Origin of the sequence: Mycobacterium sp. G7A2 (assembly GCF_041902445.1) — a bacterium.
In the GTDB taxonomy this organism is placed as follows: domain Bacteria; phylum Actinomycetota; class Actinomycetes; order Mycobacteriales; family Mycobacteriaceae; genus Mycobacterium.
Map to the genome: position 1 here is coordinate 2,500,067 of NZ_CP169251.1, position 23,543 is coordinate 2,523,609.

General features: G+C 68.8%; 23 protein-coding genes and 1 pseudogene. 15 read left to right on the forward strand and 9 right to left on the reverse strand.

The genetic code is table 11. The features are described 5' to 3' along the window. Positions 1 to 92 precede the first annotated feature (92 nt). Positions 93 to 704: a heme-copper oxidase subunit III gene (locus ACEWX3_RS12065; protein WP_163676532.1), complete on the reverse strand. Its 612-nt coding sequence runs from the start codon at positions 702 to 704 to the stop codon at positions 93 to 95. 105 nt (positions 705 to 809) lie between these two features. On the opposite strand from ACEWX3_RS12065, the gene trpD reads away from it, so the two are divergent. Further along, on the forward strand, positions 810 to 1,868 hold the full coding sequence (trpD, locus tag ACEWX3_RS12070; protein WP_286182963.1) for an anthranilate phosphoribosyltransferase: 1,059 nt from the start codon (positions 810 to 812) through the stop codon (positions 1,866 to 1,868). Here the strand turns inward: trpD and ACEWX3_RS12075 are convergent. Then, a pseudogene (locus tag ACEWX3_RS12075) lies at positions 1,806 to 3,611 on the reverse strand (DEDD exonuclease domain-containing protein); the annotation flags it as partial. The gene trpD and the pseudogene ACEWX3_RS12075 overlap by 63 nt on opposite strands. Before the next feature lie 113 nt (positions 3,612 to 3,724). On the opposite strand from ACEWX3_RS12075, the gene ACEWX3_RS12080 reads away from it, so the two are divergent. The 4 genes from ACEWX3_RS12080 to ACEWX3_RS12095 all read left to right on the forward strand — a co-directional run bounded on the left by ACEWX3_RS12080 (position 3,725) and on the right by ACEWX3_RS12095 (position 7,285). Beyond that, positions 3,725 to 3,967 (forward strand): hypothetical protein, encoded by a 243-nt coding sequence (locus ACEWX3_RS12080; protein WP_152517638.1) that lies wholly within the window; start codon positions 3,725 to 3,727, stop codon positions 3,965 to 3,967. 153 nt (positions 3,968 to 4,120) lie between these two features. Continuing rightward, positions 4,121 to 5,296, forward strand: coding sequence for a peptidoglycan hydrolase RipC (gene ripC / locus ACEWX3_RS12085; RefSeq protein ID WP_207066827.1), 1,176 nt, complete (start codon positions 4,121 to 4,123; stop codon positions 5,294 to 5,296). Beyond that, entirely contained in the window at positions 5,265 to 6,149 is an 885-nt protein-coding gene (locus tag ACEWX3_RS12090; protein WP_374159518.1) for a peptidase, read from the forward strand. The genes ripC and ACEWX3_RS12090 overlap by 32 nt, the downstream gene beginning before the upstream one ends. After that, positions 6,146 to 7,285 carry a glycosyltransferase family 4 protein gene (locus ACEWX3_RS12095; RefSeq protein WP_207066842.1) on the forward strand — a complete coding sequence of 380 codons (1,140 nt, stop codon included), beginning with the start codon at positions 6,146 to 6,148 and terminating at the stop codon, positions 7,283 to 7,285. The genes ACEWX3_RS12090 and ACEWX3_RS12095 overlap by 4 nt, the downstream gene beginning before the upstream one ends. Here ACEWX3_RS12095 and ACEWX3_RS12100 read toward each other — a convergent pair. Further along, positions 7,282 to 9,084 carry a long-chain fatty acid--CoA ligase gene (locus ACEWX3_RS12100; protein ID WP_374159519.1) on the reverse strand — a complete coding sequence of 601 codons (1,803 nt, stop codon included), beginning with the start codon at positions 9,082 to 9,084 and terminating at the stop codon, positions 7,282 to 7,284. The genes ACEWX3_RS12095 and ACEWX3_RS12100 overlap by 4 nt on opposite strands. Before the next feature lie 120 nt (positions 9,085 to 9,204). Here ACEWX3_RS12100 and ACEWX3_RS12105 point away from each other — a divergent pair, with 120 nt between their 5' ends. The 5 genes from ACEWX3_RS12105 (at position 9,205) to ACEWX3_RS12125 (ending at position 12,600) form a co-directional block, all read left to right on the forward strand. Then, positions 9,205 to 9,594 (forward strand): polyketide cyclase / dehydrase and lipid transport, encoded by a 390-nt coding sequence (locus ACEWX3_RS12105; RefSeq protein WP_374159520.1) that lies wholly within the window; start codon positions 9,205 to 9,207, stop codon positions 9,592 to 9,594. An 82-nt stretch (positions 9,595 to 9,676) separates the two neighbouring features. After that, a complete protein-coding gene (locus ACEWX3_RS12110) occupies positions 9,677 to 10,114 on the forward strand; it encodes an SRPBCC family protein (RefSeq protein ID WP_152517632.1) in 438 nt (145 codons plus the stop codon). After that, positions 10,107 to 11,393 carry an ArsA family ATPase gene (locus ACEWX3_RS12115; RefSeq protein ID WP_207066843.1) on the forward strand — a complete coding sequence of 429 codons (1,287 nt, stop codon included), beginning with the start codon at positions 10,107 to 10,109 and terminating at the stop codon, positions 11,391 to 11,393. Before ACEWX3_RS12110 ends, ACEWX3_RS12115 begins: the two co-directional genes overlap by 8 nt. Beyond that, positions 11,390 to 11,803: a hypothetical protein gene (locus ACEWX3_RS12120; protein WP_207066831.1), complete on the forward strand. Its 414-nt coding sequence runs from the start codon at positions 11,390 to 11,392 to the stop codon at positions 11,801 to 11,803. The genes ACEWX3_RS12115 and ACEWX3_RS12120 overlap by 4 nt, the downstream gene beginning before the upstream one ends. Positions 11,804 to 11,874: 71 nt before the next feature. After that, entirely contained in the window at positions 11,875 to 12,600 is a 726-nt protein-coding gene (locus tag ACEWX3_RS12125) for a 1-acyl-sn-glycerol-3-phosphate acyltransferase (protein ID WP_152517629.1), read from the forward strand. An 81-nt stretch (positions 12,601 to 12,681) separates the two neighbouring features. On the opposite strand, the gene ACEWX3_RS12130 is transcribed toward ACEWX3_RS12125, so the two are convergent. Next, positions 12,682 to 13,971, reverse strand: coding sequence for a glycosyltransferase 87 family protein (locus tag ACEWX3_RS12130; protein WP_374159521.1), 1,290 nt, complete (start codon positions 13,969 to 13,971; stop codon positions 12,682 to 12,684). Between the two features lie 84 nt (positions 13,972 to 14,055). Between ACEWX3_RS12130 and ACEWX3_RS12135 the strand changes: the two genes are divergently transcribed. Genes ACEWX3_RS12135 through ACEWX3_RS12145 form a run of 3 tightly spaced genes read left to right on the forward strand, consistent with a single transcriptional unit; the run spans position 14,056 to position 16,861 of the window. Next, positions 14,056 to 14,946 (forward strand): hypothetical protein, encoded by an 891-nt coding sequence (locus tag ACEWX3_RS12135; protein ID WP_152517627.1) that lies wholly within the window; start codon positions 14,056 to 14,058, stop codon positions 14,944 to 14,946. A gap of 2 nt (positions 14,947 to 14,948) precedes the next feature. Then, on the forward strand, positions 14,949 to 15,440 hold the full coding sequence (locus tag ACEWX3_RS12140) for a polyadenylate-specific 3'-exoribonuclease AS (RefSeq protein ID WP_152517626.1): 492 nt from the start codon (positions 14,949 to 14,951) through the stop codon (positions 15,438 to 15,440). Positions 15,441 to 15,460: 20 nt separating this feature from the next. After that, a complete protein-coding gene (locus ACEWX3_RS12145) occupies positions 15,461 to 16,861 on the forward strand; it encodes a class II 3-deoxy-7-phosphoheptulonate synthase (RefSeq protein ID WP_207066833.1) in 1,401 nt (466 codons plus the stop codon). Between the two features lie 19 nt (positions 16,862 to 16,880). Here the strand turns inward: ACEWX3_RS12145 and ACEWX3_RS12150 are convergent, their stop codons facing one another. Beyond that, a complete protein-coding gene (locus ACEWX3_RS12150; RefSeq protein WP_374159844.1) occupies positions 16,881 to 18,080 on the reverse strand; it encodes a protein kinase in 1,200 nt (399 codons plus the stop codon). A 72-nt stretch (positions 18,081 to 18,152) separates the two neighbouring features. On the opposite strand from ACEWX3_RS12150, the gene ACEWX3_RS12155 reads away from it, so the two are divergent. Continuing rightward, complete coding sequence (locus ACEWX3_RS12155) at positions 18,153 to 18,557, forward strand: Rv2175c family DNA-binding protein (RefSeq protein WP_374159522.1); 405 nt, start codon at positions 18,153 to 18,155, stop codon at positions 18,555 to 18,557. Here the strand turns inward: ACEWX3_RS12155 and ACEWX3_RS12160 are convergent. The 4 genes from ACEWX3_RS12160 to ACEWX3_RS12175 all read right to left on the reverse strand — a co-directional run bounded on the left by ACEWX3_RS12160 (position 18,478) and on the right by ACEWX3_RS12175 (position 22,708). Then, positions 18,478 to 20,064: an alpha-(1->6)-mannopyranosyltransferase A gene (locus tag ACEWX3_RS12160; RefSeq protein ID WP_374159523.1), complete on the reverse strand. Its 1,587-nt coding sequence runs from the start codon at positions 20,062 to 20,064 to the stop codon at positions 18,478 to 18,480. The genes ACEWX3_RS12155 and ACEWX3_RS12160 overlap by 80 nt on opposite strands. A 4-nt stretch (positions 20,065 to 20,068) precedes the next feature. Continuing rightward, positions 20,069 to 21,148, reverse strand: coding sequence for a bifunctional (2E,6E)-farnesyl/geranyl diphosphate synthase (gene idsA2 / locus ACEWX3_RS12165; RefSeq protein ID WP_374159524.1), 1,080 nt, complete (start codon positions 21,146 to 21,148; stop codon positions 20,069 to 20,071). A 115-nt stretch (positions 21,149 to 21,263) separates the two neighbouring features. Next, positions 21,264 to 21,953, reverse strand: coding sequence for a DUF3153 domain-containing protein (locus ACEWX3_RS12170; RefSeq protein WP_163676496.1), 690 nt, complete (start codon positions 21,951 to 21,953; stop codon positions 21,264 to 21,266). A 29-nt stretch (positions 21,954 to 21,982) separates the two neighbouring features. Then, on the reverse strand, positions 21,983 to 22,708 hold the full coding sequence (locus ACEWX3_RS12175; RefSeq protein WP_374159525.1) for a GNAT family N-acetyltransferase: 726 nt from the start codon (positions 22,706 to 22,708) through the stop codon (positions 21,983 to 21,985). A gap of 219 nt (positions 22,709 to 22,927) precedes the next feature. Between ACEWX3_RS12175 and ACEWX3_RS12180 the strand changes: the two genes are divergently transcribed. Then, on the forward strand, positions 22,928 to 23,332 hold the full coding sequence (locus ACEWX3_RS12180) for a DUF3040 domain-containing protein (RefSeq protein WP_207066838.1): 405 nt from the start codon (positions 22,928 to 22,930) through the stop codon (positions 23,330 to 23,332). The last annotated feature ends 211 nt before the right edge of the window (positions 23,333 to 23,543 follow it).

Sequence of the window (23,543 nt, forward strand, 5' to 3'; positions counted from 1 at the left end):
CGGACACATCGGCGAGCCGGTCATCGGACACATCGGCGAGCCGGTCATCGGACACATCGGCGAGCCGGTCTTCGGACACATCGGCGAGCCGATCATCGGACGAAGTAGATGACGGCGAACAGTGCGATCCAGACGATGTCGACGAAGTGCCAGTAGTACGACACCACGATCGCCGCGGTGGCCTGAGCGGGCGTGAACTTGCTCATCTTCGTGCGGGCCAGCAGCAGCACGAAGGCGATCAGGCCGCCGATGACGTGCAGGCCATGGAAGCCGGTCGCCAGGTAGAACACGGTGCCGTAGGCGCTGCCCGGGATGGTCGTGCCGTGCTCGACCAGGTGCAGGTATTCATAGCCCTGACCCAGCACGAAGAACAGGCCCATCGCGAACGTCAGCGTGTACCAGCGGCGCAGCCCGAACACGTCGCCACGCTCGGCGGCGAACACGCCCATCTGGCAGGTGAACGACGATGCGATGAGCACCAACGTCACCGGTACCGCCAGGGCAAGGTTCAACTCAGTGGGTGGGGGCGGCCAGACGCCATCGGCTTGCGCGCGCGCGGTGAAATACATCGCAAAGAGCCCAGCAAAGAACATCAATTCACTGGACAGCCAGACGATGGTGCCCACACTGACCATGTTCGGCCGGTTCAGCGAATGTACGCGCGACGTGATGGCGGTTCCCGAGGTCCCTACAGCGCTCGTCACAGAAGCAAGTATGACGCTTTGTAGTTGGCGAACTCCACCCGGGGATGGTTTTGGTCATAAATAGTCGGGTACGCGCGTTGGGAAGTTCCGCGCCGACGTGGGAACATCGCCGTCGTGACTGCCCCGACATGGCCTCAGATCCTCGGAAAACTGACCACCAACGAGGCGCTGGCGCCCGGTCAGGCCGCGTGGGCGATGGACCAGATCATGACGGGTACCGCGACACCGGCTCAGATCGCGGCGTTCGGCGTGGCGATGAAGATGAAGCGGCCGACCTCGGCCGAGGTCACCGAACTCGCCGACATCATGCTCAAGCACGCCCGGCGCGTCCCCACGGACAAGATCGGCACCGACACCGTCGATGTCGTGGGTACCGGCGGCGACGGGGCCAACACCGTCAATCTGTCCACGATGGCGTCGATCGTGACCGCCGCGGCCGGCGTGCCCGTCGTCAAGCACGGGAACCGCGCCGCCTCGTCGCTGTCCGGCGGCGCCGACACCCTCGAGGCGCTCGGCGTACGCATCGACCTGGGGCCTGATGAGGTGGCGCGCTGCGTGGCCGAGGTCGGCATCGGATTTGCGTTCGCCCCCCAGTTCCATCCCTCCTACAAGCACGCGGGGGTGGTGCGTCGCGAGATCGGCGTGCCGACCGTGTTCAACCTGTTGGGCCCGCTGACCAACCCCGCGTCCCCGCGGGCGGGACTGATCGGCTGCGCGTGGGCGGACCTCGCCGAGGTGATGGCCGGCGTGTTCGCCACCCGAGGGTCCAGCGCGCTGGTCGTGCACGGCGACGACGGACTCGACGAATTGACGACGACCACGACCAGCACCATCTGGCGGGTGCAGGCCGGCACCGTGGAGCGGTTGACCCTCGATCCGGCTGCGTTCGGATTCGCCCGGGCGGACATCTCGGCGCTGATCGGCGGTGACGCCGAAGCCAATGCCGCGGAGGCCCGGGCAGTGCTGGGGGGCGCCACGGGCCCGGTGCGCGATGCGGTGGTGCTCAACGCGGCGGGCGCGTTGGTCGCCCACGCGGGGCTATCCAGCGACGCCCAGTGGGTGCCTGCCTGGCAGTCGGGCCTGGCCCGCGCTGCCGAGGCGATCGACTCCGGGGCGGCCGAGCAGTTGCTCGCGCGTTGGGTGCGGTTCACTCAGCAGTTCTGACGAGGCGCTCCACTGCGCCATCACCTGCTCCGAGGCAAGTCGCGCCGAACGTGCCGACGCCGACCATGTCGCATGCCGGCCGGCGGCCCCCAGGGGTGAGCAGTAGCCGGGATCGGCCCGCACGATGCGCACTCCGGGCGCGGTCAGCCAGCGTGCGATCAGCGCCGTTTCCTCGATCAACGCACCACCCAACGGCGCGTCGGCGGGCAACACGGTCTGCGCGCCGGCACACAGTGCCTCCACAACCGGCATCGGCGGGACACCGCGCCGCGCGCATCCTGCCGCGGCGAGCTGACCGTGCCGAACCATGGCGAACTGCCAGCCGTGGTCGCCGTCGGGCTTGGCGGCGACGAGCTCGGTGACGTCGGCCAGGGCGCGTAGCCGCTGACCACGCCACAGCACGTCGATCGCGGCGGCGGTGCGGTCGCGCAGACGCGCGGCCGTCTCGTAGCGGTTGCGCTCGGCGAGCTCGGCGATGTGGGCCAGCATCGCCGTGAGGGGGCGGTCGTTGCGGCCGTCGATGACCGCTCGCGCCTCGGCGATGGCGGCGGCGTACTCGTCGGAGCGGGAGCCGCGTACCGCCGGGCACGGCGAGACCTCATGGTCCGGGCAGGCCGGTCCATGCACGGCCGAGCGGCCCAGCCGGGAGGTGCACGTCCGCACCCCGGTGTAGCGGGCCAACAGGGCCGCGGCGTCCTGGGCATCGGCCCGGGCGCGGAACGGTCCGACCGCGCTGCGTGCACCGGGCGTGCGCACCACCGAGAATCGCGGGAACGCCTCGTCGGTCAGCGCCACCCACCACCAGCGGTGCGGGAACTTCGAGCGCCGGTTGTACGGCGGGGCATGCGCGGCCAGCAGCCGCAGTTCCCGGACCCCTGCTTCCAGGTCGTGGGCGCACTCGACGTGATCGACCCCGACGGCCAGCGACGCCATCTCCTTCATCCGCGTGCGCGGATCGGCGCCGGTGAAGTATTGCGCCACTCGGCGCCGCAGGTCGACCGCGGTGCCGACGTAGAGCACCTCCGCCGACGGACCACGGAACAGGTAGACGCCGGGGGCGGCCGGTAGCCCGCGAGCCAGATGGCGCTTGGCCCGCTGGGCCGGTGTCACGTCGGGCAGGTAGGCGCGAAGATCGGTGTAGGTGTGCACACCCTGGTTGCCCACCCGGGCGATCAGCGCGTGCAACACGTCGACGGTCGCACGGGCGTCGTCGAGGGCGCGGTGCGTGGGTGTGGTCGTGGCGCCGAACAACGTGGCCAACGCGGAGAGCTTGACGCTGGGTGCCTCGTCGCGGGTGAGCACCCGGCGGGCCAGCTTGACGGTGCACAGCACCGGTGGTTTGGGCCAGGGCAGGTGGTGGCGCTGGGCCGCGGCGCGCAGGAACCCGACGTCGAAGCCCGCGTTGTGAGCCACCAGCACCGCCCCGCGGCAGAATTCGAGGAAGGCCGGCAGCACGGCGTCGATCCGCGGGGCGTCGTACACCATCGCCGTGGTGATGCCGGTGAGCGCGACGATCTGAGGCGGGATGTGGCGACCCGGGTCGACGAGGGTCGCGAACTCACCCAGGACCTCGCCGCCGCGCACCTTCACCGCGCCGATCTCGGTGATCTCGTCATGCCGGTCACCGCTCGCCCGACCTCCCGTGGTCTCGAGATCGACCACGACGAAGGTGGTCTCGCGCAGGGCCGGGCCGGCAAACGGGTCGGAGGACGGGTCGACGTCGGTGAAGCTGAGCTGACCCATGGGGTGAACGTAGGCGGCGCCGGTGACAAGTCCGGGGAGGCGGGCCGGATGGGACGGGAACTGTCAGACCCCGCGGATACCGTCCGGTCGTCTGCCATCGAAAGGAGGCCGCCATGGCCCAGGAACAGCTGCCGCCGGGCGAAGAGCCGGATACGGGCACGGTGACCATCGACTGTGACGACTGCGCGGTCCGCGGTCCGGGCTGTCAGGACTGCGTCGTCAGCGTGCTTCTCGGCGTGCCGGACAATTTGCTCGTCGACGAGCAGCGGGCGCTCGAGGTGCTCGCCGAAGTGGGTCTGGCACCGAGGTTGAGGTTGGTCCCGATCCATCGGCACGGAAGCGCCGGAGTTGCCTGACGACACGCCCCAGCTTCGACACTGTCCAGACCTTCGGGGTGGCTGTTAAATTTGCGTCTCCTGTTGGACAAGGCCGATGCCGTTTCGTAACCTGTCTGAGACCTTAGAGCAGTTCGAGGCGGCTCGTTACGGCAGTTGAAGGACACACAAATCTTGAGGCTCGACCGCGCGCACCGGACCATCAATCGTTTTCGGCGACCCTTCATCAGTGTGATCGTCGGCGTGGCCATGGCTGGCGCCGCGCTGGCCGGACAGGTCGGCGCGGATCCCGCCGATGACGCGCTGGCAAAGCTGAATGATCTGTCTCGGCAGGCCGAGCAGACCACCGAGCTGATGCATTCCGCCCAGCTGGATCTGGACAACAAGCTCGCCATCCAGCAGGAGGCCGAGGCCAAGCACGCCAGTGACCTCGCCGCGCTCGACGCCGCGAGATCCGAACTCGCGCACTTCCAGCGTTCCGTCGACACGCTCGCCGCCGCCGAATACATGGGAGGGCGCACGTCGGGCTTCAACGCGATGTTGACGGCGTCGTCCCCGCAGGGCTTGATCGATCAGCTCGCGGTGCAGCGGGTGATGGCCTCGGAGATGCAGGCCCAGATGACGGCGTTCCGCGACACCGGGCACCGGGCCGAGCTCGCCGAGAAGGCGTCGGCCGCGTCGGCGACGGAAGCGAAGACCGCCGCCGAGCAGGCCGCTGCAGTGCGCGCCGACCTGCAGTCCAAGCAGAGCCAGTTGCAGGTGCAGATCGCCATCGTCAAAGCCCAGTACGAAGCGCTCACGCCGAATCAACGTGAAGCGCTGGCCGCCATGCCGCCACCGCCCCCGGTTCCACCCGCTGCGGCACCGGTTCCGCCCGGCCAGGACCCGGCGATCATCGCGGCTCCGCCCGCGCCGCCGCTGCTGCCCGGCCTGCCGGACGCACCGCCGCCGCTGCCCGCCCCACCCGGAGCGATCCCGCCGGGTGACGTCGCGGCGCCCGGCTCGCCCGCGGCGACGACCGTCATCCAGGCCGCGCTGAGCCGGATCGGTTCGCCGTACTCGTGGGGTGGCTCCGGCCCGAACGCCTTCGACTGCTCCGGACTGGTGATGTGGTCCTTCCAGCAGGCCGGCATCTCTCTGCCGCACTCCAGCCAGGCCCTGGCACGCGGTGGCCAACCGGTGTCGACGGACCAGATGCAGCCCGGCGACCTGGTCATCCAGTACTCCGATGCCTCGCACGTGGGGATCTACATCGGTGACGGAATGATGGTGCACGCATCGACGTACGGCACCCCGGTGCGCGTCGCGCCGGTCAGCAATGCGCCGATCTACAACGTCCGTCGTTACTGAGTCGCCCGCCGTCTCCGGACGGCGCGGGTCCCGCGCTCGCCGTCGCCTGGGGGCGCTGCTGGGGGCCGAACTGCTCTCTGCGGTGCTCGTGCTGGGCGGGCCGCAGGCCGTGCCGGCGGGCCCAGCGCTGGCCGCCCCCACAGCCGGCCCGGTGGCACGTGTGGCGCCCGCGCTGTCTCCTCGCACCGTCGACCTCTCCGACGGCCGTACGGCTCACCTCATCGATCTGGGCGCCGCAGACGGAGGTGCGCTGCTCGATCGCATCGCCGCCGAACTCCCCGCAGCGTCGGCCGCCGTCACCGGCTTCTGGGGTCCGCAGTGGCCACGCAGCGTCACCGTCGTCGTCGCCGGATCCGGCGAGCAGTTCGCCATCCTCGCCGGCGGCGGGGCCGACGAGGCGGCCACGACCACGGCGCAGCGCATCACGTTCTCGCCGGCGGCCGCCGCAATGACCGACCACGATCTGCGAATTGTGCTGCGCCACGAGCTGTTCCACTACGCGGCGCGGGCGCAGACGGCGGCCGATGCCCCGGTGTGGCTCACCGAAGGGGTCGCTGACTATGTGGGTCGTCCGGCCACGCCTTCCCCGCCGGTGCCCGCCGAGGGGTCGGTGCCGACCGATGCCGAGCTGAACACCGCGGGGCCGCAGCGCACCGCGGCCTACGACCGGGCCTGGTCGTTCGCCACCTACATCGCCGACACCTACGGCGAGCCCGCACTGCGTGAGCTGTACCTGGCGGCCGGGGGCCACGGTCACCGCGGCGCTGCCGCGGCCGTGCGGGATTCGCTGGGTGTCGAATGGCCCGACGTTCTGACTGGGTGGCGGCAGTGGCGCCCGGACGGCGCGCGATGAGCCGAGTCCTGCTCGTCACCAACGACTATCCGCCCCGCCCCGGTGGTATCCAGTCCTACTTGGAAGCGCTGGTCGGCCATCTGGTGGATCGGCCGGGCGGCGGCTCGCTGACCGTCTACGCGCCGAAGTGGAAGGGCGCCGAGGCGTACGACGAGAGCGCCGCCGCCGACGGGTACGAGGTGGTCCGCCATCCCGGCACCCTGATGCTGCCGGAGCCGACCGTGGCGACGCGGATGCGTCGGCTGATCACCGAGCGCGACGTGGACACGGTGTGGTTCGGCGCCGCCGCTCCGCTGGCATTGCTGGCACCGCTGGCCCGTTCCGCCGGAGCCGAGCGGGTGATCGCGAGCACGCACGGTCACGAAGTGGGCTGGTCGATGCTCCCACTGGCACGTACCGCGCTGCGCCGCATCGGGCACGACACGGACGTGGTGACCTACATCAGCGCCTACACCCGGCGCCGATTCGCCTCGGCGTTCGGTCCGGACGCAGCGCTCGAGCACGTTCCGCCCGGCGTGGACACCGAGCGCTTCGTCCCCGACGAGGTGGCGCGCGCCGAGATGCGGGCGCGCTACCGGCTCGGTGACCGGCCCGTGGTGCTGTGTCTGTCCCGGCTCGTGCCGCGCAAGGGCCAGGACATGCTGATCCGTGCGTTACCGACGATCCGGGAGCGGGTCCCCGGTGCCGCGTTGGTGATCGTCGGCAACGGTCCCTACCGCAGCACCCTGACCCGGCTGGCGGAGTCCTTCGGGGTGTCCGACGACGTCGTGTTCACCGGCGGCGTGCCGGCCGAGGAGTTACCCGCCCACCACGCCATGGCCGACGTGTTCGCGATGCCGTGCCGGACGCGGGGCGCCGGGCTGGACGTGGAGGGTTTGGGCATCGTGTATCTCGAGGCGTCGTCGTCCGGGGTGCCGGTGGTGGCCGGCCGCTCGGGCGGCGCTCCGGAGACCGTCGTGGACGGCGAGACGGGACTGGTCGTCGACGGCTGGGATGTCGGCGCCGTCGCCGCCGCTTGCGGTGACCTGCTGGCCGACCCGGACCGTGCCGTGGCGATGGGTGCAGCCGGACGCCGGTGGGCCGTGGAGCACTGGCAGTGGCGCCGCCAGGCCGACCGGCTGGCCCGGCTGCTCTAGCCTTTGGCGTACAACGCGTCGATGTCGGCGGCGAATTTCTCGGCGACGACCTTGCGCTTGACCTTCAACGTCGGGGTCAGTTCCCCGGTGTCCTCAGTGAAGTCCACGGGAAGAACCCGGAACTTGCGGATCTGTTCGGCCTTGGACACCGCCTGGTTCGCCTCCTTGACCGCCAGCTCGATTTCCGAGCGCAGGTCCGGATCGTCGACCAGATCCGCCACCGACGCATCCGAATCCTTGTGGTGGCGTTCCTTCCAACCGGGGAAAGCCTCCGTGTCGATCGTGATCAACGAAGCGATGTAGGGCTGAGCGTCGCCGACGCACATGGCCTGGCTGATCAGGGGGTGCGCCCGCAACCGGTCCTCGAGCAGTGCCGGGGCGACGTTCTTGCCCCCCGCGGTCACGATGATCTCCTTCTTGCGCCCGACGATGGTCAGGAATCCGTCCTCGTCGACCGAGCCGAGGTCGCCGGTGTGGAACCAGCCGTCGGTGAAGACCTTGTTGGTCTCCTCCTCGTTACCCCAGTAGCCGCCGAACACGACGCCACCCTTGACCATCAACTCGCCGTCCTCGCCGAGGTACATGCTGTTGCCGGGCAACAGTTTGCCCACCGAGCCGACCCGAAGCTCGCCCACCCGGTTGACGGTGATCGCGGCGCTGGTTTCGGTCAGGCCGTAGCCCTCGTAGATGGACAGCCCCACGCCACGGTAGAAGTGGCCGAGGCGGGCGCCGAGCGGGGCCCCGCCGGAGATGGCGGCATGGCAGTGTCCTCCGAGCGCGGCGCGCAGCTTCCCGTAGACGAGCTTGTCGAACAGCGCGTGCTTGAGCCGCAGCACCAGGCCGGGGCCGCCGGTGTCCTGGGCTTCGCTCCAGGCGATCGCGGTTTCGGCGGCGATCGTGAAGATCTTGCCCTTGCCGTCGTTCTCCGCGTTCTGCTCGGCGGTGTTGTAGACCTTCTCGAACACCCGCGGCACCGAGACCACCAGGGTGGGCTGGAACACCGAGAACATCGGCACCAGGTTCTTGATGTCGCTGGTGAATCCGAGGGTCACCCCGTTGGTGAAGGCGCCGATCGTCAGCGCCCGCGCCAGCACATGGGCCAGCGGCAGGAAAATCAGCAGCTTTTCACCTTTGGCCAGGTGATCGGGGAAGCAGGCCTTGGCGCCACGGATCTCGTAGAGCAGGTTGGAGTGGGTCAGCTGGCAGCCCTTGGGCCGGCCCGTGGTGCCCGAGGTGTAGATCAGCGTGGCCGGGGCGGCCGACCTGATGCCGGCCAGGCGCTCCTCGACCGCGGCATCGTCCACCCCGCGGCCGGCCTCCGCCAGCTCCTCCAGAGCTGCGGTGCCGCTGCCGTCGATGCAGTACACCGACTGCAACGCCGGTAGCGTCGCACGCTGCTGTTCGATCCGTTCGGCGTGCTCGTCGGTCTCGGCGAACGCGGCGACCGCGCCGGAGTCGGAGAGCACGAACTGCACCTGTTCGGCAGAACTGGTCTCATAGATCGGCACCGTCACCGCGCCCACCGAGAGGATGGCGAAGTCGAGGATCGGCCACTCGTAGCGCGTCGCCGACAGGATCGCCACCCGGTCGCCGGGCGCGACTCCGGCGGCGATGAGACCTTTTGCCGCCGAACGGATCTGTTGGGCGGCCTGGGCGCAGGTCACGTCGACCCAGCTGCCGTCGACCAGTCGCTGGAAGATCACGTGGTCGGGATCGTCGCGCTCGTGAGCGTAGACGGCGCTGACGATGTTGTCGTTCTCGCCGACGGTGAATGATGCAGGGACGCTGTACTCGCGCACGGTGGACACCCTCTCGTGATTCTCAGGCGGCTCGACAAACTGCGCTGCCGTGTCCAGAATAGTCGGCCCGCCAGGGCGCTCGGGTAGGCATTGGATCGCCGTATGTGAAGCTTGTCTGTCATGAACAGCATCCAGATCGCCGACGAGACGTTCATCGCGGCCGATCCCACCGACGTCGGTGCCGCTGTCGCTGATCAGGCCAGCTGGTTGCGGTGGTGGCCCGATCTGCGGCTGACCGTCGTCGAGGACCGCGGCGAAGTCGGCCAGCGCTGGACCGTCACCGGCGCGTTGACGGGCACGATGGAAGTGTGGCTGGAACGCATGATGGACGGCGTCGTGCTTCACTACTTCCTGCATGCCGAGCCGGCCGGCGCCGCAGCTTGGGAGTTGGCCAAGATGAACCTGCCGGCGATGAACCACCGGCGCCGGGTCGCCGGAAAAGACATGGCGTTCGAGATCAAGCGCAGACTGGAGGCCAGCCGGCCGGTGGGGGTGTCCCGACTGGCGTGAAGTGCGACGGCCGGACATCCTCGACAGAGTAGATTTCCTGGCAGCGACCAGACCTCGCTTCAACAACTGGGGAAGAGTTTCAGTGGCGGACAAGACGGCGCAGACCATCTACATCGATGCGGACCCCGCGACGGTGATGGACGTCATCGCGGATATCGGGTCCTATCCCGACTGGGTGGCCGAATACAAGGAGACCGAGGTACTGGAGTCCGACGACGCCGGGTATCCGAAAGTGGCCCGGCTGGTGTTGGACGCGTCGGTGCTCAAGGACAGCATGGTGCTGGCCTACGAGTGGCCGGCCGACCGCAGCTCGGTGACCTGGTCGCTGGTGTCGAGTACGTTGCTCAAGTCGCTCGACGGCGCATATCGGTTGGTGGCGAAGGGAACCGGCACCGAGGTCACCTATGAGCTCTCGGTGGATCTGATCATCCCGATGATCGGGTTGCTCAAACGCAAGGCCGAACGACGTCTGACCGACACCGCGTTGAAGGACCTGAAGAAACGAGCCGAGGCTGACTGAGCGCGGGAGCGCCGCCGACGCCGCGCGGCTGGCCGGGGAGTGCCGGGTCAGCCTGTTCGTCGGCAAGGGCGGTGTAGGCAAGTCGACGCTGGCCACCGCCACGGCAGTGCGGGCGGCGCGGGCCGGCATGCGGGTGCTGCTGGTCTCCACCGACCAGGCGCACTCCATCGGTGACGTCCTGGGGACCGCGGTCGTGCCGACCGGTCGCGGTGCGCCCACCCGAGTGCTGGCCGATCTCGACACCGCCGACTCCGGCGGTGGCCTGCTCGACGCCTTGGCGCTGGACACCCTGGCTCTGCTGGGCGACCGTTGGCGCGACGTCGCCGTGCTGCTTTCGCACAGATTCCCCGATTCCGAGGTGGGAGACATTGCCCCCGAAGAGCTTTCGGCTCTCCCCGGGGTGCAGGAGGTTCTCGGGTTGCATGAGGTCGGCGAGCTCGCCGACTCGGGCCGCTGGGAGCTGATCGTCGTCGACTGCGCATCGACAGCCGATGCGATGCGGATGCTGACCCTGCCGGCCACCTTCGGCCTCTATCTCGAGCGGGCCTGGCCGCGGCACCGCCGGCTGGCCGGCATCGACGATGCTCGTTCGGCCGCGCTGGTGGAACTGCTGGAACGCATCGCGGCCGGCACCGATCGGCTGGGCACCCTGCTGTCCGACGGGTCGAGGGTCAGCGCCCACCTGGTACTGACCGCGGAGCGGGTAGTGGCCGCCGAGGCGGTGCGGACGCTGGGTTCGCTGGCGTTGATGGGTGTACAGGTAGCCGAGCTGATCGTCAATCAAATACTGGTGCAAGATGATTCGTTCGAATACCGCAACCTCCCGGAGCATCCCGCGTTCGACTGGTACGCCGAGCGGATCTCCGAGCAGCGCGCGGTTCTCGACGATCTCGACCGCGCGATCGGTGACGTCGCACTGGTCATGGTGCCGCACCTGGCCGGCGAGCCGATCGGCCCCAAGGCACTGGGCGAGTTGCTCGACAGCGCCCGCTCCCGTGATGGTGCGCCGCCGCCCGGCCCGCTACGCCCGGTCGTGGACAGGGAAAGCGGCAGCGGCGTGGACGCGGTCTACCGACTGCGTGTGCAGCTGCCACAGGTCGAGTCGTCGGCGCTGACGTTGGGTAGGGTCGACGATGACCTGATCATCGGCGTCGGTGGATTGCGGCGTCGGGTCCGACTGGCATCGGTGCTGCGACGGTGCACCGTGACCGACGCCCAATTGCGCGGCAGCGAGTTGACCGTGCGGTTCCGACCGAATCCGGAGGTGTGGCCGGCGTGAGCGGCAGTGATTCCCACGCGGAACTGCGCGCGCTGGCCCAATCCATTCTGGATCGGCTCGAACCGGCGGTGCGGATGGCGGCCGCCCGTGCGCAGAGCGCCGGGACCGCCGGCCCGTGCCAGCAGGTGTGGTGTCCGGTCTGTGCGCTCGCCGCGCTGATCTCGGGTGAACAACACCCGCTGCTCGACGTCGTCTCCGAGCACTCGGTGGCGTTGTTGAGCGTCGTCAAGGCATTGGTCGACGGCATCGACACCGGCAACACCGGGCCGACGCCGCCACCGGAGCCCGACGGTCCCCCCGAGGGTCCGACGCCGCCCGATCCCGGTGGTCCCGTCGGGCCCGCCGGCCCGTCTTCGCACACCCCGGGCCCCGGGCGCTATCAGCACATCCCGGTGACCGTGGAGGAGTGAGCTGCACCGTGTGGTCGCACGCACACGGCGTGGGTACAGTTGTCGCAGAGCACGGCTGACGCGGAGGGTCCATGTGGTATTGGCTGTTCAAGTACATCTTCATGGGGCCGTTGTTGAGCCTGCTCGGCCGCCCCAAAGTGGAGGGCCTCGAACACGTCCCGCAGTCCGGGCCGGTGATCCTGGCCAGTAACCACCTGGCGGTCGCCGACAGCTTCTATCTGCCGCTGGTGGTCAGCCGGCGCATCACCTTTCTGGCCAAAGCCGAGTACTTCACCGGTACCGGGCTCAAAGGCTGGTTCACCCGGTGGTTCTACACCGTGGCCGGTCAGGTCCCGATCGACCGGACCGATGCTGACAGCGCGCAGAGCGCGCTGACAACCGCCGAGCGCATCCTCGGTGAGGGCAAGCTCCTCGGCATGTATCCCGAAGGCACCCGGTCGCCCGACGGCCGCCTCTTCAAGGGCAAGACGGGGCTGGCCCGGGTGGCGCTGACCAGCGGGGTGCCGGTGATCCCCGTGGCGATGATCGGCACCGACGTCGTCAACCCGCCGGGAAGCAAGATGTGGCGGTTCGGCCGGGTGCAGGTCAAGTTCGGCAAGCCGATGGACTTCACCCGCTTCGACGGACTGGCCGGAAACCGCTTCATCGAGCGCGCCGTCATCGACGAGGTGATGTACGAGTTGATGCGCCTGTCCGGGCAGGAGTACGTGGATCTCTACGCTGCTGACGTCAAAGAGGGAAAAGAACCGGGAGCGGTGACCCCGCCGACACGGCTCCCTGAGGCAGCCGCAGGCTGAGCCGGCGAATCCAGGCAGGTCGGCCGAGCCGGCGAATTCAGGCCGGTCGGCTGGGGCGGCAAGTCCAGAAGTGGTTCGTGATCAGGCCTGCACCGCGGACGCCGGCTGGGCATCGGTGACGTGGCTGCCCGGCCCAGTCTCGCCGCCGGAACGTCCGCGGACCGTTCCGGCCACGACGATCACGGCCAAGGCCCACCACAGGTACGAGCTGCCGGCCAGTTGTCGCCACAACGAGGCGGCCGTCTCCTGATGCTCGGGTAGCAGCGAGATCGGCGACCAGATCATCAGCGCCAGCCCCGCCGCCGACACGGCGCCCAGCGCCGGATTGCGCAGACGCACGGCCAGCACCGCGGCCACCAGGACCGCGGGCAGTGCCCACACCCAGTGGTGTGACCATGAGACCGGCGAGACCGCCAGGCCGAACATCGCCACGCAGATCAGCGCCAGCACCGGCTGACCGGCCTTGAGCGCGCGGCGCGCGGCCCACACCGTCACACCCAGCACCGCGAAGCTGAGCGCGACCCAGAGCGCGAAGCGCAGGCCCGAGTCCAGACCCAGCCGGGCCAGTGCCCCGGCGATGTTCTGGTTGGTGTTCAGCGTCGCGGCGCCGATGCGGTCGGTGTTGGTGACGGTGTGCGTCCAGTAGTCCCAGGAATCCCGCCACGCCAGAGCGAAGCCCACCAGGGTCGCCGCGATGACCGTCACCGCGCTGACGGCGAGCGCCCGGAGATCGCGACGCAGCAGGAAATAGAGCAGGAACACGGCCGGGGTGAGCTTCAACGCGATCGCCAGACCGAGCAGCATGCCCCGTGGCCACGGTGTTCGGCGCGGCACACAGTCGGCGATGACCAGGGTCATCAACACGACGTTGATCTGGCCGAAATCGAAGTTCGAGTCGATCGGCTCGAGGTAGATCACCGCGGGGGCGACGATCGCCGCGGCGAGCCACCACCGTCTGGCCCAGGCCGGCTCACCGGTCACCCGGGTGGACGGCCAGACGTCCAGCCTGGTCAGGACGATCACCAGCGACACCAACAGCAGGACCAGGGTCGTCACCGTGATGGCCACGCTGGCGCCTTCCAGCGGCAGCAGCGCGAACGGCGCGAACATCACCGCGGCCAGAGGCGGATACGTGAAGGGCAGGTCGATTCCGCCCTGCGTCGCGAAGAACACCCCGTCGCCGTACAGCGGGCGGCCGTCGAGCCAGGCTTGTCCGCCCATCCGGTAGACGTCGACGTCGATGCGGTACGGGATGCGGCCCAACAGCCGCCACCCCGCCCAGGCCAGCGCCACCAGAGTCAGCACCTGAAAGAGCCGCCACGCCAGCACGGGCGCCCAACCAGCCCCGCCGGGCGACCGCAGAGTACTCATCTCGCCCACCAGCCTATCGGGGACATCCGGCGAGTCGGCGGGTATCCCGGGCATGTCACGTGCAGGTCGGCGTAAGTTTTCTGCGTGCGCCCCACCCTGGACCTCGACTTCGGCCTGCCCACGGGGATCCCGTACTCGCGGTTGCCGCTGGTCTGTTGCCTGGTGGCGTTCATCCTGACGTTCTTCGTCACCCGCACGATCGTGAGATACATCCGGCGCCACGCGGGCAGCGACAAGCCCCGCAAATGGTGGCAGCCGCGCAACATCTCTGCCGGCGGCGGCCTGCACATCCACCACGTCGTGATCGGGGTGATCCTGGTCATGGTCTCCGGCGTGGCGATGGTCACGTTGGCGGTCGACGGGGGAGTGCCCGAGTTCACCGCGGCATCAATTCTTTTCGGAATCGGCGCGGCGCTGGTCCTGGACGAGTTCGCGCTGATCCTGCACCTTTCTGACGTGTACTGGTCCGAGGACGGCCGAGCCTCGGTCGACGCGGTGTTCGTCGCGGTCGCGGTGGCGGGGCTGTTGATCATGGGCTTCAACCCGCTGTCCTTCTTCGACATCGGCATCTGGCAGAACGACCATTCCGTCGGGGCGCGCGTCGCGGTGGTCGTCTCGGCGGTGCTCACGCTGCTGCTCGCAGTGGTGGTGCTGCTCAAGGGAAAGGTCTGGACCGGGCTGGTGGGCATGTTCATCACCCCGCTGCTGTTCGTCGGTGCGATCCGGCTGTCGCGCCCCCACGCCCCGTGGGCGCGCTGGCGCTACACGACACGGCCCCGCAAGATGCACCGGGCCCTCGAGCGGGAGCGCTGGTTGCGCCGCCCGGTGGTGCAGGCCAAGCTGTGGCTGCAGGACGCCATCTCGGGGATGCCGAAGTTCCCCGATGACGCCAAGGTCAACGAGCAGCTCGACCGGGAGATCCACGCGGCGCCCGCGCCGCCGGACCGCGAGCCCGACAACCGGAAGGTCGCCTGAGCGTGCGGTACTTCTATGACACGGAGTTCATCGACAACGGCCGCACGATCGAACTCATCTCGATCGGTGTCGCCGCCGAGGACGGCCGCGAGTACTACGCGATCTCCACCGAATTTGACCCCGAACGGGCCGGACGATGGGTACGCAAGCACGTGCTGCCCAAGCTGCCGTCGCCGGCTTCGCCGCTGTGGCGGTCCCGGCGCCAGATCCGCTCCGAGCTGGAGGACTTCTTCGGCATCGACGGTGACGATCCGATCGAGCTGTGGGCGTGGGTCGGTGCCTATGACCACGTGGTGCTGTGCCAATTGTGGGGACCGATGACCGATCTGCCGCCGGCCATTCCCCGCTTCACCCGCGAACTGCGGCAGTTCTGGGAAGACCACGGCTGCCCGCGGATGCCGCCCCGTCCCCGCGACGCCCACGACGCGCTCGTCGACGCCAAGCACAACCTGGTGCGCTACCAGCTCATCACCGGGCGGGAAATGCGGTTTTGACCCGCGGTTACCATTGACGGGTGAACTGGACCGTCGACGTACCCATCGATCAGCTGCCTGCGCTTCCGCCGCTGCCCGAAGAGCTGCGGCACCGCCTCGACGCCGCGCTGGCCAAGCCGGCGCTGCAGCAGCCGTCCTGGGACCTCGACCAGGCCTCGGCGATGCGCACGGTGCTCGAAAGCGTGCCTCCGGTCACCGTCCCGGCTGAGATCGAGCGGCTCAAGTCGCATCTGGCCGATGTCGCGCGCGGCAAGGCGTTCCTGCTGCAGGGCGGCGACTGCGCCGAGACGTTCGTCGACAACACCGAACCGCACATCCGGGCCAACATCCGGACGTTGCTGCAGATGGCGGTGGTGCTGACCTACGGCGCGAGCATGCCGGTGGTCAAGGTGGCGCGGATCGCGGGCCAGTACGCGAAGCCGCGCTCGGCCGACATCGATGCCCTCGGGCTCAAGTCCTACCGCGGCGACATGGTCAACGGCTTCGCCCCCGACGCCGCGGTGCGCCAGCACGATCCGTCGCGGTTGGTGCGCGCCTACGCCAACGCCAGCGCGGCGATGAACCTCGTCCGCGCGCTCACGTCGTCGGGGCTGGCATCGCTGCACGCCGTGCACGACTGGAACCGCGAATTCGTGCGGACGTCGCCCGCCGGGGCCCGCTACGAGGCACTGGCGGGGGAGATCGACCGCGCGCTGACGTTCATGACCGCATGCGGGGTCGATGACCGCAACCTGCAGACCGCCGAGATCTACGCCAGCCACGAAGCGCTGGTCCTGGACTACGAGCGCGCGATGCTGCGCCTGGACACCGGTGATCCGGAAGCCGAGGACCACAGCCCCAAGCTGTACGACCTGTCGGCGCATTACGTGTGGATCGGCGAGCGGACCCGTCAACTCGACGGCGCGCACGTCGCGTTCGCCGAGGTCATCGCCAATCCGATCGGTATCAAGATCGGCCCGTCGACGTCGCCGGAGTTGGCGGTCGAGTATGTCGAGCGGCTGGATCCGAACAATGAGCCCGGCCGCCTCACACTGGTCAGCCGCATGGGTAACCAGAAGGTGCGCGATGTGCTGCCGCCGATCATCGAGAAGGTGCAGGCGTCCGGGCATCAGGTCATCTGGCAGTGCGACCCGATGCACGGCAACACCCACGAGTCGTCGACGGGGTACAAGACCCGCCACTTCGACCGCATCGTCGACGAGGTGCAGGGCTTCTTCGAGGTGCACCATTCGCTGGGAACCCACCCGGGGGGCATCCATGTCGAGATCACCGGCGAGAACGTCACCGAATGCCTGGGCGGTGCTCAGGACATCTCCGACACCGACCTGGCCGGGCGCTACGAGACGGCCTGCGATCCTCGGCTGAACACCCAGCAGTCGCTGGAGCTGGCGTTCCTGGTCGCCGAGATGTTGCGCGACTGACGAAATCCCATTTCCCGGGCTACAGCAGGTTCTGCAGGTTGCTGCCCAACGTCCACGCCCCGGCTGCGCAGAGGCCGGCCAGCGTCAGCACCGCGACGACCCAGAACAACAATGCGCGCCGGGCGCGCTGCCGTTCCCAATGGAATTCGGACAGCTCGATGCCGGCGAATCGGCCCGTGGGCTCAGGGGCCTCCTCATCGGTGGCCGGTTCCGGCGGGGGGAGTTCGTCGCGCTCGTAAGCCTTGGTGTGGCCCCCGGGAGTCCCGGTGCCCGCGCCGAGGTGATGGGTCGGCGCCGACTGGTGCAGCGCTGACTGGTGTGCCGCCGAGTGGCGCGGGGCCGGCACCCGAAACGGGGGGAGGAACAGTTCGGTGGCGATGGCGTCGAGCTCCTCGCCCATCTCGGCGGCGTCGGCGAACCGGTGCGCGGGGTCGCGCGCGGTGGCGCATGCCACGAAGTCGTCGAATTGGCTTGGCACACCGGTGATGACGGAGCTCGGGGCGGGCACGTCCCGGTCCATCCGCTGATAGGCGACCGCCAACGGGGTGTCCCCGGTGAACGGTGTCACCCCGGTCAGCAGCTCGTAGACCAGCACGCCGACGGCGTAGACGTCCCCGCGGGAGTCGGTCTCGCCGGTGGCCACCTGCTCCGGAGCCAGATATGCCGCGGTCCCCAGAATCACACTGGTCGAGGTGATCTTGGCTTCGGCCATCGCACGTACCAACCCGAAATCGGCAAGCTTGACCTCGCCGTCGTCGCTGATCAACACGTTCTCCGGCTTGATGTCGCGGTGCACCAGACCGGCCCGGTGGGCCACCGCCAGCCCGCCGAGTAACGGACGCAGCACGGCCACCACGGCGTGCGGTGGCATCGGCCCGCGTTCCCTGAGCAGCTCTCGCAGCGTGCCGCCTTCGACGAGTTCCATCACCAGAAACGGGTGTTGGCCGTCGAGGCCCTGGTCGTGGACCGCCACCAGCCCGGGATGCTTGAGGCGCGCGACCGCTCGCGCCTCACGTTGGAAGCGGGTCAGGAAATGCTCGTCGCCCGAATACCGGGAGTCCATGATCTTCAGCGCCACAGGACGATCCAGGCGTAGGTCCAGTCCGCGGTACACCCCGGACATGCCGCCGGTGGCGATCAACGCGTCCACCCGGTAGCGGTGGTCGAGAACGGTCCCGGTCAGCGGGCCCGCCTGCTGGTCGGTCGTCACCGCACACATGTTACGAGCCGAGCTCACCGCGCCGGTCCAAGCAGCCGCCCGCGCCGGGTCGATGCCCTTAGACTCGGTGCGGTGAGCAGCATTCCGACCGCCCAAGACGTGCTGGGGCCCGACGAGGATGTCTACGAGCTCCCCGCGGTGGCGCGGCTGTTGGGAATCCCGGTCAGCAAGGTCGCCCAGCAACTTCGAGACGGGCACCTGGTCGCGGTGCGCCGGGACGGGGCGATCGTCGTGCCCAAGGTGTTCTTCGACGACGACGGACACGTCGTCAAGAGCCTGCCCGGGCTGCTGATGGTGTTGCACGACGGCGGATACGAGCAGACCGAGATCGTGCGGTGGCTGTTCACCCCGGATCCGTCGCTGACCATCAGCCGGGACGGCTCGACCGAACGCCAGGCTAATGCCCGCCCGGTCGATGCGCTGCACTCGCATCAGGCCCGTGAGGTGGTTCGTCGCGCCCAGGCGATGGCGTACTGACGTCTGATTTTCCGCTTCCGGCGGCGAACTCGGGGGCGCGGTGCAACCAGTACCACGCTCCTACTGCGCAGGCGGTGGCCAGAAGGACGTGGGGCAATGAGTACATGCCGTGCGCGCCGTCCGGTTTCCAGATCACGGTGATCCATGTCGACAGTCCGGCGATCAACGCGACCGCCGGGCGGGACTGTGCCAGCGCGGCGACCACAGCCAGCGGCCAGGTGTAGTACCACGGCAGGGCGGCGGGCACGAACAGCACCACCACCCCCATCAGCAGCGCGATGCCCATCAGCGCTTCTCGGTCGGTGTGGCGGAACCGCCACCACAACAGCGGCGCCGACACCGCGATGACGAGGATGCCGATGATGCGGGTAGTTTCCAGCACGGCGTAGAAGTTGACCGGGACGAACAACCCGCCCACCGAGTTGATCACGTTCGCGGTGGCGGTCGGGACGGTCAGCCAGTTGATGATCTTGACCGATCCCGCGAGCGCCGTCAGCCAGCCCAGTCCGACGCCGGCCAGCAGTGACATGACGGCGAACACGGCACCGAAGATCACCAGGGACGCCGCCGTGGCCGCAGCGAAGGCCTTGACCGGCGCGAAGCCCCGGCGTTGCCGCAGGCCGCGCATCCACACCCACACCATGAACGGAAGAGCCAGCCCGGCGGTGGCTTTGACAGCCACCGCCACCGCGATCAGGGTGACGCCCCAGGCGTGCCGACCGCGAAAGGAGAGGGCGATGCCGGCCATCATCAGGCCGACCATGAGCATCTCGTTGTGCACGCCGCCCATCAGATGGATGATCACCAAGGGGTTCAGCGCGCAGATCCACAGCGCCGCCGCGCCGTTGGCGCCGACGTGGCGGGCCACCCGGGGAGCCGCCCAGATCAACAGGACCAGGCCCGGCAGCATGCACAGCCGCAACAGCATGGTGCCCGCCACCACGTCGTTTCCGACGAGCATCGTGACGAATTTCGCGACCAGGATGAAGGCCGGGCCGTACGGGGCCGTGGTGGTCGTCCAGATCGGGCTGACGTTGTCCAGCAGCGAGTTCACGTTCGCGATCGGCCCGACGGCGTACGGGTCGAAGCCGTCCCGCAACAGGGCGCCCTGCGCCAGGTAGGAGTAGGTGTCGCGGCTGAACACCGGCGCGCTGAGCAGCAGGGGGAGCAGCCAGAATCCGGTGGTGACGACCATCGTGTACTCGGTCGCCGAGCGGTCGACGACGCGCCGGCCCAACCACAGCCACGCCAGCAGCATCAGCGCCACCCCGGCCCACAGCAGGATCGAGGACAGCACCAGCCCGTGCCCGAACCGCAACCACGACAGTTGCATCGACTCCAGGACCGGGTCGTTGACCCGGGTGCTGCCGGCGCCGAGCCCGCCGGCGGCGATCATGGCGGCGCCCAGCGCGCCGAGCAGGGCGGGGCGCCCCTCGGCCGACAGCGCGAACAATTTCAGGTCGCGCAGATGAGGCCTCAGGCGGGCAGGTGCGACGGGTGTGGTCATGCGCCTAGGCGGACCGGTTCGCGGCCAATCTGGCGAGTTCAGTGAGGCCCGCCTTGGCCTGGGCGTCGATCGCGGCGGTGTCGAGGATGTCGAGCGCGCGGCGCATCAGGTTGTCGATGCGGGTCTCGACGGCCGACAGCGCACCGACCGATTCGATCAGCTGGCAGATGTCCTTGACCTGGGCGTCGGTGAGGTCGGTGCCGATGGACGTACGCAGCGTCTTGGCCGCCACGGGGTCGTGCTGTTCGGCGAGTTCGACGGCTTCGGCCAGCAGCACGGTGCGTTTGCCCGAACGCAGATCGTCACCGGAGGGTTTACCGGTGACGGCGGGATCGCCGAACACACCGAGCACGTCGTCGCGCAGCTGGAACGCCACGCCCAGACCGGTACCGACTTCATGGAACGCGGCGAGCACATCTGGGCGGTCGGCGGCGGCCGCCGCGCCCAGCTGCAGTGGGCGCGAAATGGTGTAGGAGGCCGTCTTGTAGATGTTGACCGTCAACGCCGACTGCACGGATTCGGCGCCGCTGGCCTCGGCGACGATGTCGAGGTACTGACCGCCGAGCACCTCGGTGCGGATTGCGCTCCACACCCGCTGGACCCGTGAGCGCGCCTCGGTGCCGATGTCGGCGCTGGTGATGATGTCGTCGGCCCACACCAACGCGAGGTCGCCGAGCAGGATCGCGGCGGAGAGCCCGAACTGCTCGGGCGATCCGTGCCAGGCGTGGCCGCGGTGCCGTTCGGCGAAGATCCGGTGCACTGTGGGCAGTCCACGCCGGGTGGCCGAGGCGTCGATCACGTCGTCGTGCACCAGCGCGCACGCGTGCAGCAACTCCAGGGCCGAGAACAGCCTGAGCACGTCGGGCCCGGGCTCCGAGCCGGCGACGGCCCGCCAACCCCAGTAGGCGAACGCGGGCCGCAGCCGTTTGCCGCCGCGCAGCACGAACTCTTCGACCGCTTCGGTGAGGACCGCGTAGTCCGCGCCGATGTACGCCGCGTCGCGGCGGCGCTCACTCAGGTAGTCCCGCAGCTGTTCGTTGACGGCTGCGGCCAGCTCGACGGCTGACGGTGCCGATGCATCCACGCTCAGCCGGCGCCCCTTTCTCTGTCGAATGGCCCCCGAGTGCTTTCAGAGTAGAACCTGCGACGCGCGATCGAGCAAGTCAGGGCGCGTGCGGATGCGGGTGTCGTGTCGCGCATTACTGCGTCTGCTCCTCGAGGTCGCCGGGGCGGGGGGAGCGGTCCCGGTTCGCGTAGGCCAGCGCCCCGATGATGCCGGCCACCACGAACGAGGCCACACCGAGCCAGATGGCGGCCCCGGTGAACGACCGGGCGCTGGGGTCGGTGTAGCGGGCCTGGGCATTCATCGTGCTGACCACGCCCGGGCGCAACTTCCACTCCACCACCTCGGGGGAGATCTGATCGCCGTTCGTCGACGTCACCTCGCCGGGAAACGACACACTGAGCGACACGTCGGCCTCGGGGTCGCTGAGTGAGGTCAGATCTGCCCGGCCTTCCAGGATGACCTGATCCCCGGCGCGACGCAGGGAGATGTCGACGCCGGACGCGTCCTGGTTCATGCCGGCGAGCTGAGGCAACTCGGCGAACGTCAGATCGGAGAAGACCGCCTGAGAACCGACGTAGTCGTCGCGGCTGTATTCCGAGACGGCGACCTTCTGGGCGAACGGAAGGTTGTTGAGCAGTTGCGGACCCTTGTCGTCGTCGTCCTGCGCCTTGGCGGCGGCGATGATCTGACCCGAGACCCGGTCGTCGGGCGAGACCGTGATCGAGGTGCGGATGCGCACGCAACCGATCAGCGACGGGGCGAGCACGACGAACAGCAGAACCAGGGCGAGCAGCCGCTTGCGGGCGCGGCGACCGGTGAACACCCGGTCATCGTGCCAGATCGCGCATCGCTCTAGAGCGGGAGCGCGCGACCGAGGATGGCGAATGCGCGCGGGTCACCGGAGAAGTGGTAGCCGCGGATGACATCGGTGAACCCGAGACGGCGGTAGAGCCGCCAGGCCCGGTTGGCCTCACCGTTGATCTCGGGGGTGGACAACAACACGTGCTGCTCAGTGCGGTCTTCGAGGAGTCGGCGGATGAGGGCCTCGCCGAGGCCGCGGCCCTGAGCTCGGGGGTGGATGTGCAGCTCGGTCAACTCGAAATAGCTGGTCAGAAGTTCGGAGATGCGGTCGTTGTCGGTCCCTGTGCGGCGCAGACCCGCGACGACCTGCTGCTGCCACCACTGGTCGGGGGCGCCGCAGTAGCCGTAGGCGACACCGAGCATCGGCGCGCTGCTCAGCTCCGGCGCGCTCGCGGCACTGCCCTCGGGACGAGCCCCTCCTCCTGCGCGAGAGGCCTCCGGGGGAGCTGAGGTTTGTCCGCGAGCCGGGGCTTCCACCCCTGCTGGGCCTTCAACCCCCGCTGGGGTTTCCACACAAGCTGGGGTTTCCACACAAGCTGGGGTTTCCACACAAGCGACGGCCTTCCAGCCCGGCCTGCGGGTGTGCTCGAGCCACATCGAGGCTCGCTGGTCTTTGGTGCCGCGGGGGTAGCGCATGGCGTCGACGTACACACCCAGCGCGTCGCCGAGGCGGCGCTGCATATCGCCGGGCGACAGATCAATGAGATGCGTCGCCAACGTGGTAGCCCTTCCCGGCGGTGAAATGTATGACGACACCATTATCCCGAGAGAAGGCGCTGGCTCTCAGCGGCGGTGTACGTCATAGAATCTGGGGTACGAAGTAGGTGGTACGGGTCAGATCGACCTCGTATCATTATTGTTAAGTGTCCGCACTTGCGGGCACCTCCGAATTTTTTGGACACGACTGCGACGCCCCCACGGCAAAGGGAGGGACGAATGCCACTCTCCGATCATGAGCAGCGCATGCTCGATCAGATCGAGAGCGCGCTCTATGCCGAGGACCCGAAATTCGCGTCCAGCGTCCGGGGCGGTGCGTTCCGCGCTCCGTCGACCAAGCGTCGCCTGCAGGGTGGCGCCCTGTTCGTCGTCGGGCTCGCCATGCTGGTCTGCGGTGTCGCAGTGAAGGCCACCATGATCGGAAGCTTCCCGATTCTGTCGGTGCTGGGCTTCATCGTGATGTTCGGCGGTGTCGTGTTCGCCATCACCGGTCCGCGGGGAGGCGGCAAGGGCGAGCGGTCGGCCAGCGCACCCGGTGCGCCACGGCAGAAGCGCGCCAAGGGTGGCGGTGGCTCCTTCACCAGCCGGATGGAAGACCGCTTCCGCAAGCGCTTCGACGAATAGTCGTCCACCACGACAGGGGCAGTCCGCCAGGACTGCCCCTTTTTCGTTGTTTCGCCCCCCACATCCCCCCACCGGCGCCCCACCAGCGATGCAGTGGCCTGTTGAGCTGCGGACACGGTCGGTTCCGGTGCCGTGCCGTTCCCGCGTTGCGGCTGCGCGACGCAACGATCCCCCTGGTCATTGCCGCTCGGTGGGGGGATCTGCGAAACTC

Bases quoted from the DNA above. Each gene is read 5' to 3' on its own strand.
- ACEWX3_RS12130 (WP_374159521.1), bottom strand. From the start codon at position 13,971: ATGAGTACTCTGCGGTCGCCCGGCGGGGCTGGTTGGGCGCCCGTGCTG.
- ACEWX3_RS12150 (WP_374159844.1), bottom strand. From the start codon at position 18,080: ATGTGTGCGGTGACGACCGACCAGCAGGCGGGCCCGCTGACCGGGACC.
- ACEWX3_RS12160 (WP_374159523.1), bottom strand. From the start codon at position 20,064: ATGACCACACCCGTCGCACCTGCCCGCCTGAGGCCTCATCTGCGCGAC.
- ACEWX3_RS12180 (WP_207066838.1), top strand. From the start codon at position 22,928: ATGCCACTCTCCGATCATGAGCAGCGCATGCTCGATCAGATCGAGAGC.
- ACEWX3_RS12080 (WP_152517638.1), top strand. From the start codon at position 3,725: ATGGCCCAGGAACAGCTGCCGCCGGGCGAAGAGCCGGATACGGGCACG.
- ACEWX3_RS12095 (WP_207066842.1), top strand. From the start codon at position 6,146: ATGAGCCGAGTCCTGCTCGTCACCAACGACTATCCGCCCCGCCCCGGT.
- ACEWX3_RS12105 (WP_374159520.1), top strand. From the start codon at position 9,205: ATGAACAGCATCCAGATCGCCGACGAGACGTTCATCGCGGCCGATCCC.
- ACEWX3_RS12125 (WP_152517629.1), top strand. From the start codon at position 11,875: ATGTGGTATTGGCTGTTCAAGTACATCTTCATGGGGCCGTTGTTGAGC.
- ACEWX3_RS12090 (WP_374159518.1), top strand. From the start codon at position 5,265: ATGCGCCGATCTACAACGTCCGTCGTTACTGAGTCGCCCGCCGTCTCC.